The following is a 17,757-nucleotide window of genomic DNA, read 5'->3' as shown; positions in this document are numbered from 1 at the left end:
TCTAATTATATAAATAGTGCATTATTCTCTCATCTTCTAAAATATAGTTTCTCCATTTATCCTCAAATGTCAAATATCTATCATTAGGTGTAACATAAAGTAAATTAAACCAATCAACTACATCGTTAGGGCTGATTTTCATATTTTTTGTTGTTTCTAATTTTTTAAAGAAAATTTCGGTTACAACCATAAATAATTCTACTTGATTCCAATCAAATTTATCCCAAGTGATCGTGTATTTTTTTACTTTCGCATAGGCATTAAACATCTCTATTAGCATCTGTTTATTGATTTCTGTAGAATCTATTTTTATATGTTCCTTAATCCCAATTCCTTTATTAATATTTTTTCTTATCGAGAATATTTCTTCATTACTGAAATGTGCAAATTCAAAAGTAGGTTTTCTGCTATCTTCACAATCCTTCAATATTTTATTTTTTAATTCTTCATCAATTTCAACATCCTCAACTTTTCTTGATAAAAGTTCAGAAAATCCCTTTTATAGCAACTCTGTTTTTTCATCATTTAACTTGTAGTTTCTATCTAAATTATTTAATATAAAATCAAATGGATTATTTGGTATTATTGGTCCACAATTTTCATAGATAGACCGCAATACATCTTGATAATATTTTGTATTATGAACCATTAATTTTGAAGTTGCAATTTCCTCTAAAGAAAATGAAGTTGGAATCAATAAAACATCATCTGGTTTTTTGAATTTATTATCAACAATATAGTACCAAACATTTGTGTCACATATTACTAAAGGTTTTTCAAATTCATAAATTCTTTTTATTCTAACCTTTGCCATTTTTGTTTTATTATACAATTTCTTTTTAAAATATTTTTTTATTTTATCCCAAAACATATGCCCATCAATAGTTAACTGTTTGAAAAATTCTTAAGCGCAATCAATTTTTATCTGTTCAATTTGTCATAATGAAGAGTTGCTACCAACATCCTTTGTTTCACAACAACGTTTAATGTTTTGCACCATCTGTTCTTTCCCTTCCTAAGCCACCATACCCTTAACAAACACCTCAACAAATTCCTTCATTTTGGCTATGATACGATCACCGATTGTTCGCGCCTGAAGAACACTGGGTCTGTTGTCTAAACATTGAATAACTTCTTCTTTTATAGGTTCACGTCCATTATAGATATAAGCATCTATTAATGATTTGAATTGCGCATTGTCGAGATGCTCGTCTTCACACAGTTTACCCAAAGCCAGTACTTTTTGCTCTTGCCAGAATTTTTCAAATTCATCCTCAATATTATCCCCATCCTTTATGTGTGGCATGTTCTCATCAATGAATTTTTGAATCAATTCCCGTTTGCTTCTTAGTTGGATATCGCCACCCAATAAATCAATAATAACTTTTCTTTGTGCAGCTAAATCAGAAGCCTTAGCTCCTTTCATTTGTGCTAACAATTTCAGGATATAGGCAACGTTAATTTGATCTCTATGGATTAACTCCAGTTCAAAATCAATATCGTCCAGAATGGATGTTTTTTGTTTTTGATTGTCTTGTTTTACTTTTTCATACAAGTCCAGGTACTTGCTTTTATAATCTTCAAATTCCTGCTCATCAATTAGTAAATCATCCCAATCAAAATCTGTGTACGATTGCAATACATTCATCGCCCGCATCAATTTCCGGAAAGCCTGCACAAATTGTGCCTCTGCTTCTTCACTCTCTAGATCATTAACGCTTTGATAAGTCGGTGTAATCTCGCGTAATAGTTTCAATGCTTCATCGAATTTTTCGGCAATGGCTTCATAATCTGGCATCGTAACAACTTCAATGGCATCTTTGTTCGAAAACAAAGTAATGGCATCATCCGTAGATTTTTTGAGGTTTCTAAAAGATAAGATGTTCCCCTGCGACTTCTGCTCGCCCAATATTCGATTGGTTCTGGAATACGCCTGGATTAAGCCGTGTTGTTTCAGGTTTTTATCTACGTAAAGCGTATTTACTTTTTTAGCATCAAAACCAGTAAGCATCATGTTGACCACGATGACTATATCCAAACGGTCTTTTTCGTGGTCGAAGTTTTCTTTTTCACGATCTTTTAATCGTTTACTGATGTTTTGGAAATATTTTTGAAATGACTCACTGTCTTTGGTCGTATAACTGGTGTTGTACATTTTATTATAATCGCCAATGTATCGTTCCAGTTTGTCTCTGGTGTGGCTGGACTGATAAATGGTTTGTGGTTCAGCGGCGATATCAAATTCTTCATCATCGGGAAGAAAATCCTGTGCTTCGTCTGAATCTTCATTAGTGCCATACGTAAAAATTGTAGCAATCCGTAAATCGTGTTCTCCTGCATCCTTCTTTTGTTGAAAGAGGTCGTAATACTGAATAACATTATCAATACTGCTAACTGCCAGTAAAGCCGAATAGTCTTTACTAAAGGTTTTCTGATCGTGATAGGCAATGATGTAATCTACTATTTTATTAATTCTTTTGTTGGAATCGAGCACTTCTTTTTTGTCAATATCTTCTACTTCAATATCAATAAAAGCATTACTCTTGTTTTTGTACTTTCCAATATACTCAATCCCAAAACGCAATACATTTTGATCCCGAATAGCATCAGTAATCACGTATTTATGTAAGCAATTACCAAACAAATCTTTGGTGGTTCGTTTTCCTAAATCATTTTTAGATGCGTTTTCAGCAAATATGGGTGTCCCTGTAAATCCTATTAATTGGCTTTTCTCAAAGAATTTGGTAATGCGGTCGTGTGTGTCCCCGAATTGAGAACGGTGACATTCATCAAATATAAAAACGATTTTCTTGTGTCTCAAGGACTCAATGCTTCCTTTAAAACGTTCGGAAACTGCATTGTTTAATTTTTGAATGGTGGTTAAAACCAACTTTGTATTATCTGTCAATTGTCTTACCAGCGATTGCGTATTATCTGTAACGTCAACACTGTCTTTCTTGAAAGCGTTAAACTCGTTCATCGTCTGGTAATCCAAATCTTTTCTGTCAACTACAAAAACCACTTTATAGACTTCAGGCAATTCCATTACAATCTGGCTTGCCTTGAATGAAGTTAAGGTTTTACCGGAACCTGTGGTGTGCCAAATGTAGGCGTTATCGTTAGATTTTTTGATTTGATGGATAATAGCTTCGGTGGCAAAATATTGGTACGGACGTAACACCATCATGACTTTATGGGTCTCGTTAATTACGATATAATGTGCAATCATTTTACCTAAATGATCCGTGTTTAAGAAAGCCGCAGTAAATTCGGTTAACTCGGTGATGTTTTTATTTTTGTCATCAGCCCAAAAGAAGGTTTGTTTAACCGATTGCAATTTGTTGTTCGCTAAATATTTGGTATTAACTCCATTGCTTATCACAAACAATTGAACGTATTGAAACAAACCGTGATTGCTCCAAAAAGAATGGTTCTGGTAGCGATTGATTTGATTGAAGGCTTCCTTTATTTCAATACCCGAGCGTTTAAGTTCTATTTGTACTAATGGCAATCCATTGACCAAAAGTGTCACATCAAACCTGTTTTTGTAACTGCCTTCCAGACTGATTTGGTTGGTGACCTGAAATAAATTTTTACTGTTATCCTCACTATTGAAAAAACGAACATAAAACGAAGTACCATCTTCTTTGGTTAACTGAAAGCGATCTCGTAGCGTTTTGGCTTTCTCGAATACATTTCCTTTAGCTAAATGATTCAAAACCGCATCAAATTCTTTCTGAGTAAAGGTGGTTTGGTTAAAAAGTTCTAGTTGATTTTTGAGGTTGTAAACCAAAGCAACACCATCTTGAATTTGGACAGAGGTATAATCTAAGCCACGCAATTGCTTGATTAAGTTATTTTCTAGTACTGCTTCAGATTGGTGGCTCATTTACTCTTTAGTTTTTACTCTTCGTTTAAAATGAATTAATTCGAATTCTGCAATAGTTGGATATTCTTTGTTTATTAATCTTACATGATTAATAATATTCATATAATCAACTTCATCCTTAAATCTTGTCCAAGAAACTATAGGTCTAAATTCTATATTTTCTTGTATTCTTCTATCAACCGGAAAATGTGGAGGTTCACTAATTTTCCCATAACACCACAAATATTTCAAATAGAGGTTCAACATTTTTTGACTTACCCCAAAATTTAATTTTCCATTCTGAAGAATATTTGAAAATTGCCCAGTGAAATTACTTAATTTAATAATGTTATCGATATGTACCTCATCACTAACATGTTCATAAGAATAGACAGCTAATAATTCATTTTCAATATAATGTCTTGTTACCGTTTTAAATTGTTCTTTATTCTTATCAGATACATTCTTTTTATATACATAAGCCCGCTGAAAAGCAGCACCAAATGTTAATGTCCAAAATTCATTATGCAGAAATTTTTCTTTCATATAAATATCTTCTGCAACAACCCTTTTTTAAACTTTTTCGTTTGGACAAGTTGTTGGTTTACACTATGTATTTTTGAATCAATACTTGATAAAAAATTGGCGATTTTTTGTTGTTCTTTTAAACAAGGAATTGGAACTATAAAATCAGTTAATACTTCTTTTGTAATTGTTTTTATTGTTCCACCGGGAGCTTTTGTCTTTTCGATTTCAAAAAGTAAAAAAACAACATATTTAAAATAATCTACATCTGTTGGAAATTTATATGATTGAAAGATTAATAATGTTCTATCAACATAAGCGTCATATTGAGTCTTTGCAATTCTACCAATTGAACCTTGTATTGTAATTACCAATGTTCCTTCTTTAACAAAAACACTGTGTTCTGCACCTAACTTACTTATTTTATTTTTGGTTGTCTTTTTTAGAAGCATATTATTATCAACATCATACACTTGAATAAAAGGCATCCCATTTTCATCATCATACCATTTCGGTAAACCATAAGGTTGTGGAAAGCTACCTCTTCTAAATTTAGCAACCTCCCCCAACTTTTTCTCTTCCCAATCAGCATATTCTTCCCCATTCTCATCTTTAAACCGCAATGTACCCGAGAACAGTTGTTGCATTACCCCTTTTTTGTATTGTTGTAATAAAGCTGCTTTGCGGGTGAGTTGCTGTATTTTTTCATCCACGGAACTTAAAAACGAAGCAATTTTTTGTTGTTCTGGAAGGGAAGGGGTGTTAAAAGGTGTATTCTTTGCTTGTATAACAGTATAATGAGCTATAGTTCCAATGTGGGAAACACTTTTAAGGTGATTTTTAAATAATGGAGTTAGAAAGAAAGAGTATAAAAAATATCCACTTATATTTTCATTATTTTTAATCCACAATAGGTCAGCATCTTTAAAGTAAAGAGGATCATTTTTTTTTATTAAAAATGGAATGCCTATCGACCCACCTCCTGTAATTAGAAGATCATCTATTTTAACCTTACCTATCTTTTTTGAAAGAGAATTATACAACTCAAAAGAAATATACGCTTTTATGTTTTGTTTTCCATTGAACGCAGCTACTACATCACTTGACCTAAAAAAAGGAACACCCTCTTCGGTCCACTCCTCCTTGTGAACTCGTGCTGACGATGAAATTTGCACAATGTCTCCCAACTTCTTTTCATCCCAATCCCCATCAAATTCCTCAAATCGCAATTTAGGAACCAACGTTTTTTTAGCTGCGCTCCGTTCGCCTGCGGCTTGGGTCTTTTCTATTTGTAAGTTTGCTATACTCATTAAAATGGGGTTTCAATTCCTAATTCGGTACAAAACTCGGCAATCGCAGCATCAGTAGTTTTACTAACAACTGCTAACTCCCTTAATTCAGTAGTTACAGCCGCTAAATTTACAGCATCTTCTTCCTCAAACGTATCTACATAACGCGGTATGTTCAGGTTGTAGTCATTATCGGCTAGTTCGCTTAACAAAGCAACATGACTGTATTTTTCTTCAACCAAACGGTTTTCGTATGTACTGATAATTTTGTCAATGTCTTCGGATCGCAACATATTTTGGGTTTTCACCTTTTCAAAATATTGGCTGGCATCAATAAACAAAATATCTTTGGGATGGCTTCTTTTTTTCTTTAAGACTAAAACACAGGTAGGAATACTGGTTCCGTAAAAAATATTGGCCGGTAAACCAATTACGGCATCCAGGTAATTTTTATCTTTTATTAAATATTGTCGTATGTGTCCTTCGGCTCCTCCTCTAAATAAAACACCGTGTGGCAAAACAATGGCCATGGTTCCGTTATCGTCTAATTGATGTACCATGTGCTGTACAAAAGCAAAATCGGCTTTGCTGCTTGGTGCAAGTTTCCCATAAGCGGAAAAACGCTCATCGTTCATGTGCAAAGGACTGGCACTCCAATTAGCAGAAAATGGTGGATTCGCCACAATAGCTTCAAAACGCATATCATAGTGCTGTGGTCGTTCCAAAGTATCTTCGTTCTTAATATCAAAACGCTTATAATGCACATCGTGCATGATCATGTTCATACGACATAAATTGTAGGTCGTAGGATTCATTTCCTGTCCGTAAAAGGCACTCACATCGTTTACTTCTTTCGCCACACGCAACAATAACGAACCGGAACCACAGGTTGGGTCATAAACGCTCTTGAGCTTGTCTTTACCCACGGTTACCAATTGTGCCAAAACACTGCTGACTTGTTGTGGAGTATAAAATTCTCCGGCCTTTTTTCCGGCGCCACTGGCAAATTTTCCGATTAGGTATTCATATGCATCACCTAAAACATCACTGTCAGTATTTTCTAAATCAAAATCGATTTCATCTAAATGCACAAGTACTTTTACAATCAGTTCGTTCTTGTCGTTTTCTGATTTTCCTAGCTTATGGCTGGTTAAATCCAGGTCGGAGAACAGGTTGCCAAAATCTTCCTCGCTTTCAGAACCCATAGTACTTTGCTCAATGTGCGTCAATACAGCTGCTAAATCACCTAGGATAAAATTATGTTTTCCGCCTCCGTTACCGCGTTTTGCCAGTTGGGAGAATAATTCGGAAGGTTGTAAAAAGTAACCCAACTTATCTAAAGCCAATTGCTTAATTTCTTCCATCAGTGCTGCTTCGTCAGGATGTCCTTCAATTTCCTGAAAAGTCAAACCGTCTGGTTTGAGTATTTCATTGGCATACAAATCCATTTTTGTACTCAGGTACTTGTAGAAAATAAAACCTAATATGTAATCTCTAAAGTCATCGGCATCCATTTTCCCTCTCAAGGTGTTTGCAATATTCCAGAGTTGTTGTTCTAATTTGTGTTTTTGTTCAGCTGCCATTATAGGTTATTACTATTATGTTATGATGTAATGTTTAAAAATGTTGGTAACCCATCCCAAAGTTGATTAGATAAAGACAGGAATTTGTAAACTAACTATGTTAGATGCAGTATAGTAGGTTTTATTAACTCGAGAGTCTTCATTAAATTTTATTTATTGGGGCGGATATAATTTAACTTCCCAAACATACCAATAATAAAGTACTTACACAATCCCTAAATTTAGGGATATGAGATTGCTTCGTCGTTCCTTCTCGCAATGACAACTAAAACTTGTGACAAAAAAAATATTATTAAAATTTTATCACAACTTCTGTGACAAAATTTTTATTTTAAAATAAATGTCACAATATTTGTGACACGATTGCAAATACAGTAAAACTTGTCACAAATGAAAAATAACGTTTCAATCAAAAGTATCATTGGTTTATCCCAAGAAGAAACCGCAATGCTATTGGGCATTACTCGTAGCCAATGGGCGATGTATGCTTCCGGAAAACGGGATTTGCCGTTGACCTCCAAAAACCAACTGGCCACACTATTGTCGCAATTGCAAAAACCCAAACACAAATCTGCCGAAAGACAAAAAATTGCAGAAGCCGAACAAAAGGAAACGCAGGAATGGGTGAAACAGCAACTCCATAACCTAAAACATAATGAACTACTCCTAGATAAAAAGATCACTACCATTGAAAATAAAAGACAGGAATGTTTCGCGGCATTGGAAGCGGTTTCTTTTTTGGAATCACAACCCAATCCCAATACTTCCCTATTGAAAAGCATCCAAATCTGTGCAACGAATACCCTGCAAAAAAACAGTTTGTCCCAATTATTGGATCTTCAGCTAAAAAAAGAAAACGTCGAAATGTTAAAATTGAAAATTGGCAACAAAATTTCTCAGCCAGAAAAGTAATTGAATTTCAACCACATAAATATAACTTAAAAAGGGTTATTTTCTTACAAAATGTTAAAATTTCAAAACAGATGATTTGTCAGAATTTTTTGGCATCGATTTTGGAAACCGTAAGAATAATATTAACTTTTAAATTGAATTATTATGTATTCATTAAACAAGATTACCACAGTGGCCGATTGCGATGTATTATTAGCATGGGCAGAAAAAGAAAAATCCGATTTGACCTTCAAACAATTATCGGTGGAACGCGTTACCACAAACTACAGCAGCATCTCCGTAGAAATCGATGCGATCCTACAAGGTGTTGTAGCAGAAATTGCAGCAGTAGAAATGGTTATCGGTGTGTTACCGGACGGCCCGACCAAAGAGGATGAGATCAAACGAAAGACGCGATTGGAGTACAAACGGTTCTTATTGGAAAACCGGAAAGAGAGTTATGGTTCTGTAGCGCTTCTTGAAAAGGAACTGGATCTGGAACGTATCAATAAGGAACTGGATGAAACGGATGTTTTTATTAGTGGGGTTACGGTTCATAAAAGTACATTGTAGAGAAAGAGGTCTTCGGACCTCTTTTTTATGTTCATCCCTCATTACGGAGTGACGCCGAAGTAATATCCTGAGATTGCCACGCTTCGTTCCACTCCGCTCGCAATGACACTTAGGTACTGTCATTGCGAGGAGGAACGACGAAGTAATCTCACGCACTGTCATTACGAGGAGGAACGACGAAGTAATCTCAGATTGCCGCGCTTCGTTCCACTCCGCTCGCAATGACACTCGTGGTAGGCACCGTAATTGCGAGAAGGAACGACGAAGCAAAAAAGTAATTTCTTACATTTACACATAATCTGAATTATGAAACCCGGCTTTATTTACATCATCACAAATAAAAACAATACTACATTATATGTAGGTGTTACGTCAAACCTCCCTAAACGTATCAGTGAACACATTGAAAAAAGATATGCAGGTTCTTTTTCTTCGCACTACAATCTGAGCAAATTGGTTTACTATGAAGCTTTTCAGATGATTGGAGATGCTATTGCCAGAGAGAAGCAATTGAAAGCAGGCTCGAGAGCAAAGAAAATTGCTTTGACTAATATTGTAAATCCCGATTGGAAGGATTTGTATGAAGAAATAATGAACATTTGAAGTAATGAGATTGCCGCGCTCCGTTGCTCTACGCTCGCAATGACTCTCGAGGTAGAGACCGTCATTGCGAGAAAGAACGACGAAGTACTTAATGAGATTGCCGCGCTTCGTTCCACTGCGCTCGCAATGACATTCGAGGTAAGCACCGTAATTGCGAGAAGGAACGACGAAGCAATCTAAATACTTTCTCTCAAAATAGTATACACTAATTCTTTGGTAGCTTTTTGATCCTTTAATTTCGCCCTCACTACATCAAAACCCACTTTAAAATCACATCCCATTTTATAGTCGCTGCAACCATAAGCGGTTTTTCCTTTAAGAACGGTTCCTTTCGCACATTTCGGACAGAGTAAGGCGTCAGGTGTTGTCTTCGCGTCCGTTTTCTTAGGTTCTAATACGAGTTTGAAATTCTCATCAAAGCGAAGCAAACCTTCCACGGTGCCGGAATCGGTTTTGAAGTCTTTCAAGTTTACTGTCGACCCTTTTTGAAGTAATCGCAGGTATTGGTTCTCGGATATTTTTTTCTCTGCAAAAGTATAGGGCAATACAAAATTACAACCGGCTTTATAATCACCACAGCCATAAGCCGATTTTCCTTTTACGAGTGTCGCTTTTTTGCATTTCGGACAGGTTTCCGCCAAAATTCCTGCGGCTTTCTTTTTCTCCACGACCGCTTCTTGTTTTTGGATACTTCCGGCATGCGAAATATTGGCGCGGGTGGTTTCACTGCGTACTTCATACACCAGCGCTTCGACCATACGTTTCATATTGGCAATAAATGCTCCCGCCGTAAAAGTTCCTCTTTCAATATCTTTCAACTGCTTCTCCCAGGAACCCGTCAATTCTGCCGACTTGACCAATTCATTTTGGATGGTGTCAATCAATTGAATCCCCGTTGGCGTTGGCAATACCTGTTTTTTGTTCCGGACGATATATTGGCGTCTAAACAACGTTTCAATAATATTGGCCCGGGTGGATGGACGTCCGATACCATTTTCTTTCATCAATTCGCGTAAATCTTCATCGTCTACCTGTTTGCCCGCGGTTTCCATGGCCCGCAATAAAGTGGCTTCGGTAAACTGGTTGGGTGGCTTAGTTTCTTTTTCCAAAAACGAAGGTTCGTGTGGCCCTTTTTCGCCTACCACAAAACTGGGTAATATATCGGCTTCTCTTTCTTTGGAATTGGGGTCTTCAAAAACGACGCGCCATCCTTTTTTCAGGATTTCTTTTCCGGTGGTTTTGAAGGGTACATCAGCTGCTTTTCCGATTACGGTGGTATTGGCTACCAGACAATCGTCATAAAACACCGCAATAAAACGTTTAACTATTATATCATATACTTGTTGCTGATTGTACTGCAAATTGGATTGTACGCCCGTTGGAATAATCGCATGGTGATCGGTTACTTTTTTATCGTTAAACACTTTAGCCGATTTTATAATCTTTTTTCCCAACAGCGGTTGCGTCAACGCAGAATAATTGGTCAGCTTTTCCAAAATACCGGGTACTTTTGGATAGACATCGTTGGGTAAAAAAGTGGTATCGACTCTCGGGTAACTGACTACTTTTTGTTCGTACAGGGTTTGGACAATTTTTAAGGTATCATCTGCCGAAAACCCAAACTTGGTATTGCAATACACCTGTAAGCCTGTCAAATCAAACAGCTTGGGCGCAAATTCATTGCCGTTCTTTTTATCAACGGAAACAATTTCAAATTCACTTTCCTTGACTTTATGGGCCAGAATTTCGCCATCTTCCTTTTTCAGAAAACGTCCTTCCTCATAGTTGAAAAGTGTCTCCCGGTATAAGGTCTGCAACTCCCAATACGGTTGCGGTTTGAAATTCTCAATTTCCTTGAATCGGTCCACCACCATCGCTAAAGTTGGGGTTTGCACCCGGCCGATAGACAATACCTGTTTGTAACCGCCATGTTTTACCGTGTACAAGCGGGTGGCATTCATCCCGAGTAACCAGTCGCCAATGGCTCTGGAAAAACCGGCATAGTATAAATTATCGTAATTGGCGGATGGTTTTAAGTTTTCAAAACCTTCTTTAATCGCTTCGGTGGTTAAGGACGAAATCCATAGGCGTTGTACTTCGCCTTTATACTGGGCTTCATTCATGACCCAGCGCTGAATGAGTTCTCCCTCCTGCCCCGCATCCCCACAGTTGATGACCACATCGGCTTTATCAAACAGACTTTTTATAATCCTAAATTGCTTTTGAATTCCTGCATTTTCGACCACTTTAGTTTCGAATTTTTCGGGAAGCATGGGCAGGTTGTTCAGATTCCAACTTTTCCAATGGGGTTTGTAATCGTTCGGTTCTTTTAAGGTACATAAATGCCCAAAGGTGTAGGTTACGGCATAACCATTGCCTTCGAAATACCCATCGTGTTTGGTATTGGCTCCTAAAACGGATGCGATTTCGCGGGCTACACTTGGTTTTTCGGCAATACAGACCTTCATTTTTTTCTGTTGATTTGAAGGTGCAAAATAGGAATTTAGAATTTGGTATTGAAAATATTTTTATCAGCGTACTGTCATTACGAGGAGGAACGACAAAGTAATCTCAGATTGCCACGCTTCGTTGTACTCCGCTCGCAATGATAGTCGTGGTAGGCACAGTCATTGCGAGAAGGAACGCCGAAGCAATCTCGCTATGTTACACTTCACTCACAATGACTGTTGTGTTTAGATTTTCGTTAAAAAAAAATATCCCCGCTTCTGGGGATATTGTCTAGCTGAATATCGTGAGGCATCATTAGATAAGGTATTTGCATTATTTTTTAACATAGTGCAAATTGCTCTTAACACCCTTTGTTAAGCTGTATGTGATTGAGGCAAAATAACCAACTCTCGTTCTGGTTTCTGTAAAAGCCGATATCTCTTTAGGACCAGTGGTAGGAATTTGTTCATTCACTCCATAACCACTTTTTAGGACTTCAATTCCTTTAACACTTCCGCCAACAGTAAAACAAAACCGTTCATATCTCCCTAAAACAGCGCTTGGGCCGAAATAGAAATTATTACTCTGAATTTTTCCGTCAACTATATTAACACCAATTCCTGCAGTAATGCCAAAGGTAGTCAAAGACGAACTCCTAAAAGTGGTGGTAACTGTACCAAGGACAGAAGAGAAGTAACTATAATCAGCCTCTTTTCGTATGTAGTCTTTTGTAATGGTATAAACAGGGGCATCTCCAAAATAGCTTCCTGCCAAACCTACTCCAAAGTCTAATCGCATTCCTCCTCGGGTAAACTCCCGGTGAGAAAACTTTTTCTCATCGTGATAACCATTCTCATCAATTTTTCGTTTTTTGATTGAAACATGAAATATAGCTACATCATTCATTGGCTGAACCGGAGATGATGTAAAAACATAAGACTGAGGATCTTTTAGTGTTTTAATAGCTAATTTCATTGTTTCTATACTCTCTAAAACATTTGTTTTTTTTAGTTCTTCATACATTTTATTAGCTTCATTTTTAGATGATTCAAAGTCATCAAACAACTTTCGCCGACCGCCGAAGTCAAAAAAGATTGCCAATTCCATATAGCTTTCCTTTAAAGCGTCAAAGTGAGAGGATAGAGAACTATATTCCTTTTTGAAATCATCATAGGCATCCGTTATTTTTTTAAATTCATTGTTCAACGAGTTTACTTGTTTTTCATCGCATTTAATATTAAAGTCAGTTGGTGTTAACAAAGGATCTTTACAGAATGTCCGCAAATCAGAATAAAGATTCTCAATTTTAATAATTTCAAAATATTTATTTTTTAAAGTTGAAAAATTTTTGTTATAGAGTATCCCATCTTCAGTATATTTTTTGATATAATGATCGTAATCGGGAATATCATTAGAAGCGGTGTCAATTTTTAAAGTTGTATCTCTGATAAGTTCTTGTTTACTTTTAATCATATCATTATTTTCTTTAATCTTGGTTTTAAGAGCAGAATCTTGATTAACTTCTACTTTACTAGCAGTGAGAGAAGAATCTTGATTAACTTCTACCTTTTTTAACTCTTGATTAAGCGTTTCTTTTATGTGTTCTAGCTCTGTTACAGTGCGCGTGTCCTGCAACAATTGTTGATTTAAATTAACAAGTTCCTTAAATTTTTTCTTGAATCCATCAGTAATGTATTTGGATAAATCCTCTTCCAAAACTGAAACAGGTTGTTGACTTGTAACTGAAGATGGAAAGACAGAACTTTCTACTTTTTGTTGCTCAGAAACTTCCATGTCTTTTTTTAATTTTGTTATATCATCTTCTTTCCAGGATGAATCAGCAAGTACTGAGTCCACACCTTTGATGACAACGTTATAAGCCAGTCGATTAATGTTTTTTATTCTATAAACAACAGGCGCATCTACTTTTGGGGATAAATTATTTCTTGTATAAGATCCTTTTGTAAAATCATATTCTACAACATAAGTATTGGTGTTTGCTATGTTAACATTTCTGTTTTCATTTGAATTATCCCTCTTTTCATCGATAGCCTTATCAATCTTTTCCTTTGCTACTGTAATTATTTTATTGATAATTGAATCATCTGCTGCAGATTTAATATTTTTTTCCTGGTTTTCATCAAGGTTCGTGTCTATTTTTTTACCGGCTTTGTCACTGGTTGTCTCACTGGTGGTCTCACTGGTTGTCTTACTGGCAAGAGTATCATCACTGAGTTGACTGTTGATTTTTTCATTGATTTTCTCCTCAATTTTAACATCAATATTTTTGTTGACGCTACAATTAGTAAAGAACAGTAATAGACAACTGCATGACCAAAGCATTGTGTAATTGGTAATTTTTCTCATAAGTTGGTTGTTTAGGTTAATCCCCTACTACGATTTGTAAGAGAATTCTATAAAATTAAAAAAAAATATTAATTGTAAGAAAATATCTACTACAAAAGCATGAAATAGTAAGATTGCCGCGCTCCGTTGCACTGCGCTCGCAATGACATTCAAAGTATACACGTCATTTCGAGAAGGAACGAGGAAGCCAGTCATTGTGAAAAAGCGGAACGATGCGAGGAGGAACGACGAAGCAATCTCACACTCCTACACTGCGCTCGCAATGACAGTCGTGATAGGTAACGTCATTGCGAGGAGGAACGACGAAGCAATCTCACACTCCTACACTGCGCTCGCAATGACAGTCGTGGTAGGCATTGCGAGTAGGAATAACGACCCAGTCAGATTGCCAACTCCGTTGCACGACGCTCACTATGACATTCTAAATTGTTAACCCTACTCTCTCTTTAAACTTAAACTCCACAACAATATCAAACTGTTTCTTCTCACTACTGAACTTTCTAATCACCACACTGTCACACCAATAGTGCAGGTTAACGGTAGGAAACAGACGTTTGGCACTTTCAAGCTTTTCGGGAGTCAGGCGTCTGGCAATCGAAATATGCGGCTCATTGTTTTTAAACTCGGTATCCACCTGCAGTGAATCATGAATTTGGTTCATAAGTATTTTAAGACTGGCTGTTGAAGCCGCATCGGGAGCTATAAAAAATGCGCCGTTTTTGGGATACGTGCCAAAGTCATTAAACGTCACTTCAAATGGTTGCAAAGGATCACAGATAGCCATCAATTCCGTTTTGACAGTTTCCAGTTCCGCTTCAGAAGCCAGGAATTGATTGATGGAGATGTGCGCCCACGAGTGTATGCTGTTGAACCAGCCTACCTCACTGTTCAGTTTTTCTTTCATTTCCTTTACTTCAGAAATGATATCTTGGGATGGGGATATCGCTATGGAATACAGCTCTTGCATGGTAATGGGTTTTGTAGTTAGATAAAAAATAACGATGAAACAAATAGTCAAATTGCTCAAAAACAATAAACTGAGATTGCCACGCTTCGTTACACTCCGCTCGCAATGACATCCGAGGTATTGGCTGTGCACGCCACGATTGCGACGAGGAACGGGATTGCCGCGCTGCGTTACACTCCGCTCGCAATGACATCCGAGGTACTGGCTCCGTTGCACTGCGCTCACAATGACACTAAACCCTCAGTTCCCCTTCATTCATTAAATCCGGTTCCTTTCCGGTAACCGCCGCAACTCCCATTTTCAATAAAGTAACCAATTTATTATCTTTGGGATCCCAATAAAAAGCATGCAGTGGCTGAACCCGTATCGCGGTAAGATTGGGATCATTTACTCCTTCAAACCAGGCATCATCGGAACTTTGATAAAGCTCTTTTATCATATTTATATCCGTACTGATAAAACCTTTTCCGTACACATTTAAGAACCGCATCGCACTTTTATCTGCATACAGCAGGTGCATGTCATTATCAATTGCAAGGTTACTATTGTGATGGCTGTCCTTTCCGCTCAAAAACCAGATATCACCATTATCGTCTACTTTTTTAGTACTCATCGGCACCATATGCGACGGCTTATTGCCGAGTTTGGTGACCATGATCGCAAAATCAATACCAACGGCTAACTCCTTGATTTTTTCTTTTGCTTCTTCGCTATACAGATTTTTAGTACTCATAACTTATGGTTTTTAAAGGTGGAAATTGTAACTCCTAAAGTTAAATAGATATTCGCTAACGTTTAAAATCTTAACCAATAATTAACTCATTTACTGACACTTACGCAGAATATTATTCAGCATAATGCTGTAATTTTACATAAAACAAACACCGATGAAAAAACATTTCAATATCATAATCGCCGGAGCGGGAGGTATTGCCGAAGCCGCGGGTTTGATCCTGATGGAATGGAGCGAGGTCACTCCTACCCTTTTCATCGGAAACCGGACGCTCTCCAACGCCCAAAAAGTGGCGCAATGGATTGAAGAGGGCACCACCAAACCGGGCCGGGTTACTCCCTTTCATCTTCCTGAAAGCGGCCTGACTGACGAAATGAAAACCATCCTGCAACAGGGCGATATCATCCTCGACTGTCTCCCCGGAAGCCAGGCTCCCCGAATGGCACAACTCGCCAAAGACTACCAACTGCACTACGCCAACCTGACCGAATACGTCGCCGAAACCAACGAAATTACCACTCTCGCCAAAGATGCCCAAACTGGTTTTATACTCCAGACAGGCCTCGCTCCGGGATATATCGATTTGCTCGCCAACGGATTATTTCAACAATTTTGTTCTGACTATAAAGTTGACAAAGTTGACAAATTGGAGTTCAAAGTCGGCGCCCTCACCAGACATGCCGTTGCACCCCATTATTATGGCTTCACCTGGAGTCCCGTGGGCGTCGCTACTGAGTACCTGAAGGATGCCATTGTACTGCGGGATTTTACCAAGACAACCCTGCCCTCACTTTCCGAACGGTCTATTATTATCATTGGTGGAATAGCTTACGAAGAGGATCTTACCTCAGGTGGTGCCGCGGATTTGCCGGATGTCCTTGCGGGAAAAGTGCGCTCGCTCGACTATAAGACCCTACGCCATCCCGGACATTATGCATGGGTACAGGAACAGCTGGTAGGTTTCAGAACTTCGGGACAGGCCATTGAAATACTACAGCAAAAGATGGAAGCAGTAATTCCCCATATTGAGGACGACCAGATTGTTTTGTATGCCGCCGTTGAAGGTAAAGACGCGGACGGATTCTTACGCCGACGCGAAACAGCCAAACGCATTGTTCCCCAAAAAGTAGGCAGACACGAATTGCGGGCGATACAAACCACTACCGCAGCACCGTTGGTTCAGGCGGCTCAACTCCTTCTAGAAAACCAGTTGAAGGGCGTGATTCTCCAAAGCCAGATCGACCCCATCGCGTTCCTGAGGGGAAATTATGTGACTAAAGTGTATGGAAACTAAATTATATAGTAAAGCACTCCAGATAGCACAGTTTGTCGTGGTGTACAACATCATTGAAGGAATTATTTCAATAATCATAGGGTATCAAAACGAAAGCCTGACCCTCATCGGTTTTGGAGCTGATAGCGTCATTGAGGTCGCTTCCAATCTTGGCGTGGTTTATATGATAAAGAGAATCCAAAGAAATCCCAATAGTGACAAGTCAAATTTTGAAATAAGCGCTTTAAAAATAACAGGTTGGGGATTTTACCTTTTAAGTTTCAGTTTGCTCCTTGGAGGAATCCTCACTATATATCAAAAACATAAACCTGAATTTACGCCATTCGGTGTTCTGGTTTCTGTAGTATCCATTTTAGTTATGGTATTTGTTTCCTATAACCAGTTAAGAATTGGCAGGACATTACAGTCAGAACCCATTATAGCCGATGCGAAATGCACGATTGTCTGCATCTATATGAGCCTTGTTTTATTGGTCTCCAGCGCCATTTATTATTTTACTGGTTTTGGGTATACGGATGCATTAGGTGCTTTCGGCTTACTCTATTTTTCTGTAAAAGAAGGAAAAGAATGTTTTGAAAAAGCATATAAAAAATCAAATTGTAATTGAAACAACCAA

15 protein-coding genes are annotated in these 17,757 nt (G+C 37.6%); 5 read left to right on the top strand and 10 right to left on the bottom strand.

All coding sequences use genetic code 11. From position 1 onward, the window contains the following. Nucleotide 1: 1 nt before the first annotated feature. The 6 genes from FNW07_RS12530 to FNW07_RS12505 all read right to left on the bottom strand — a co-directional run bounded on the left by FNW07_RS12530 (nt 2) and on the right by FNW07_RS12505 (nt 7,265). Complete coding sequence (locus tag FNW07_RS12530; protein WP_126744312.1) at nt 2–427, bottom strand: hypothetical protein; 426 nt, start codon at nt 425–427, stop codon at nt 2–4. A 72-nt stretch (nt 428–499) separates the two neighbouring features. Beyond that, nucleotides 500–871, bottom strand: a complete 372-nt coding sequence (locus FNW07_RS13825; protein ID WP_158626856.1) for a hypothetical protein — start codon at nt 869–871, stop codon at nt 500–502. A gap of 144 nt (nt 872–1,015) precedes the next feature. Continuing rightward, nucleotides 1,016–3,889, bottom strand: a complete 2,874-nt coding sequence (locus FNW07_RS12520; RefSeq protein ID WP_126744313.1) for a type I restriction endonuclease subunit R — start codon at nt 3,887–3,889, stop codon at nt 1,016–1,018. Next, nucleotides 3,890–4,414, bottom strand: a complete 525-nt coding sequence (locus tag FNW07_RS12515) for a hypothetical protein (RefSeq protein WP_126744314.1) — start codon at nt 4,412–4,414, stop codon at nt 3,890–3,892. It abuts the gene before it with no gap. Beyond that, nucleotides 4,411–5,703, bottom strand: coding sequence for a restriction endonuclease subunit S (locus tag FNW07_RS12510; RefSeq protein WP_126744315.1), 1,293 nt, complete (start codon nt 5,701–5,703; stop codon nt 4,411–4,413). The genes FNW07_RS12515 and FNW07_RS12510 overlap by 4 nt, the downstream gene beginning before the upstream one ends. Beyond that, nucleotides 5,703–7,265, bottom strand: a complete 1,563-nt coding sequence (locus FNW07_RS12505; protein WP_126744316.1) for a type I restriction-modification system subunit M — start codon at nt 7,263–7,265, stop codon at nt 5,703–5,705. The genes FNW07_RS12510 and FNW07_RS12505 overlap by 1 nt, the downstream gene beginning before the upstream one ends. Before the next feature lie 390 nt (nt 7,266–7,655). Between FNW07_RS12505 and FNW07_RS12500 the strand changes: the two genes are divergently transcribed. The 3 genes from FNW07_RS12500 (at nt 7,656) to FNW07_RS12490 (ending at nt 9,332) form a co-directional block, all read left to right on the top strand. Next, complete coding sequence (locus tag FNW07_RS12500) at nt 7,656–8,177, top strand: helix-turn-helix domain-containing protein (protein WP_126744317.1); 522 nt, start codon at nt 7,656–7,658, stop codon at nt 8,175–8,177. A gap of 144 nt (nt 8,178–8,321) precedes the next feature. After that, nucleotides 8,322–8,729: a hypothetical protein gene (locus tag FNW07_RS12495; protein WP_126744318.1), complete on the top strand. Its 408-nt coding sequence runs from the start codon at nt 8,322–8,324 to the stop codon at nt 8,727–8,729. Nucleotides 8,730–9,035: 306 nt separating this feature from the next. Then, nucleotides 9,036–9,332, top strand: coding sequence for a GIY-YIG nuclease family protein (locus FNW07_RS12490; RefSeq protein ID WP_126744319.1), 297 nt, complete (start codon nt 9,036–9,038; stop codon nt 9,330–9,332). A 176-nt stretch (nt 9,333–9,508) separates the two neighbouring features. Here the strand turns inward: FNW07_RS12490 and FNW07_RS12485 are convergent, their stop codons facing one another. The 4 genes from FNW07_RS12485 to FNW07_RS12470 form a co-directional block, all read right to left on the bottom strand. Further along, a complete protein-coding gene (locus FNW07_RS12485) occupies nt 9,509–11,800 on the bottom strand; it encodes a type IA DNA topoisomerase (protein ID WP_126744320.1) in 2,292 nt (763 codons plus the stop codon). 313 nt (nt 11,801–12,113) lie between these two features. Beyond that, complete coding sequence (locus tag FNW07_RS12480) at nt 12,114–14,147, bottom strand: hypothetical protein (RefSeq protein ID WP_126744321.1); 2,034 nt, start codon at nt 14,145–14,147, stop codon at nt 12,114–12,116. Nucleotides 14,148–14,568: 421 nt separating this feature from the next. Then, nucleotides 14,569–15,114 carry a 2'-5' RNA ligase family protein gene (locus FNW07_RS12475; protein ID WP_126744322.1) on the bottom strand — a complete coding sequence of 182 codons (546 nt, stop codon included), beginning with the start codon at nt 15,112–15,114 and terminating at the stop codon, nt 14,569–14,571. Between the two features lie 232 nt (nt 15,115–15,346). Continuing rightward, nucleotides 15,347–15,847 carry a pyridoxamine 5'-phosphate oxidase family protein gene (locus FNW07_RS12470; protein WP_126744323.1) on the bottom strand — a complete coding sequence of 167 codons (501 nt, stop codon included), beginning with the start codon at nt 15,845–15,847 and terminating at the stop codon, nt 15,347–15,349. A gap of 154 nt (nt 15,848–16,001) precedes the next feature. On the opposite strand from FNW07_RS12470, the gene FNW07_RS12465 reads away from it, so the two are divergent. Beyond that, on the top strand, nt 16,002–17,141 hold the full coding sequence (locus FNW07_RS12465; RefSeq protein WP_126744324.1) for a saccharopine dehydrogenase family protein: 1,140 nt from the start codon (nt 16,002–16,004) through the stop codon (nt 17,139–17,141). Beyond that, nucleotides 17,131–17,748 (top strand): cation transporter, encoded by a 618-nt coding sequence (locus FNW07_RS12460; RefSeq protein ID WP_126744325.1) that lies wholly within the window; start codon nt 17,131–17,133, stop codon nt 17,746–17,748. The genes FNW07_RS12465 and FNW07_RS12460 overlap by 11 nt, the downstream gene beginning before the upstream one ends. The last annotated feature ends 9 nt before the right edge of the window (nt 17,749–17,757 follow it).

The organism is Flavobacterium sp. GT3R68, from assembly GCF_007109225.1.
In the GTDB taxonomy this organism is placed as follows: Bacteria; Bacteroidota; Bacteroidia; order Flavobacteriales; family Flavobacteriaceae; genus Flavobacterium.
Note: the sequence above shows the minus strand (reverse complement) of the source record. Positions and strands in the feature narration are given on the sequence as shown.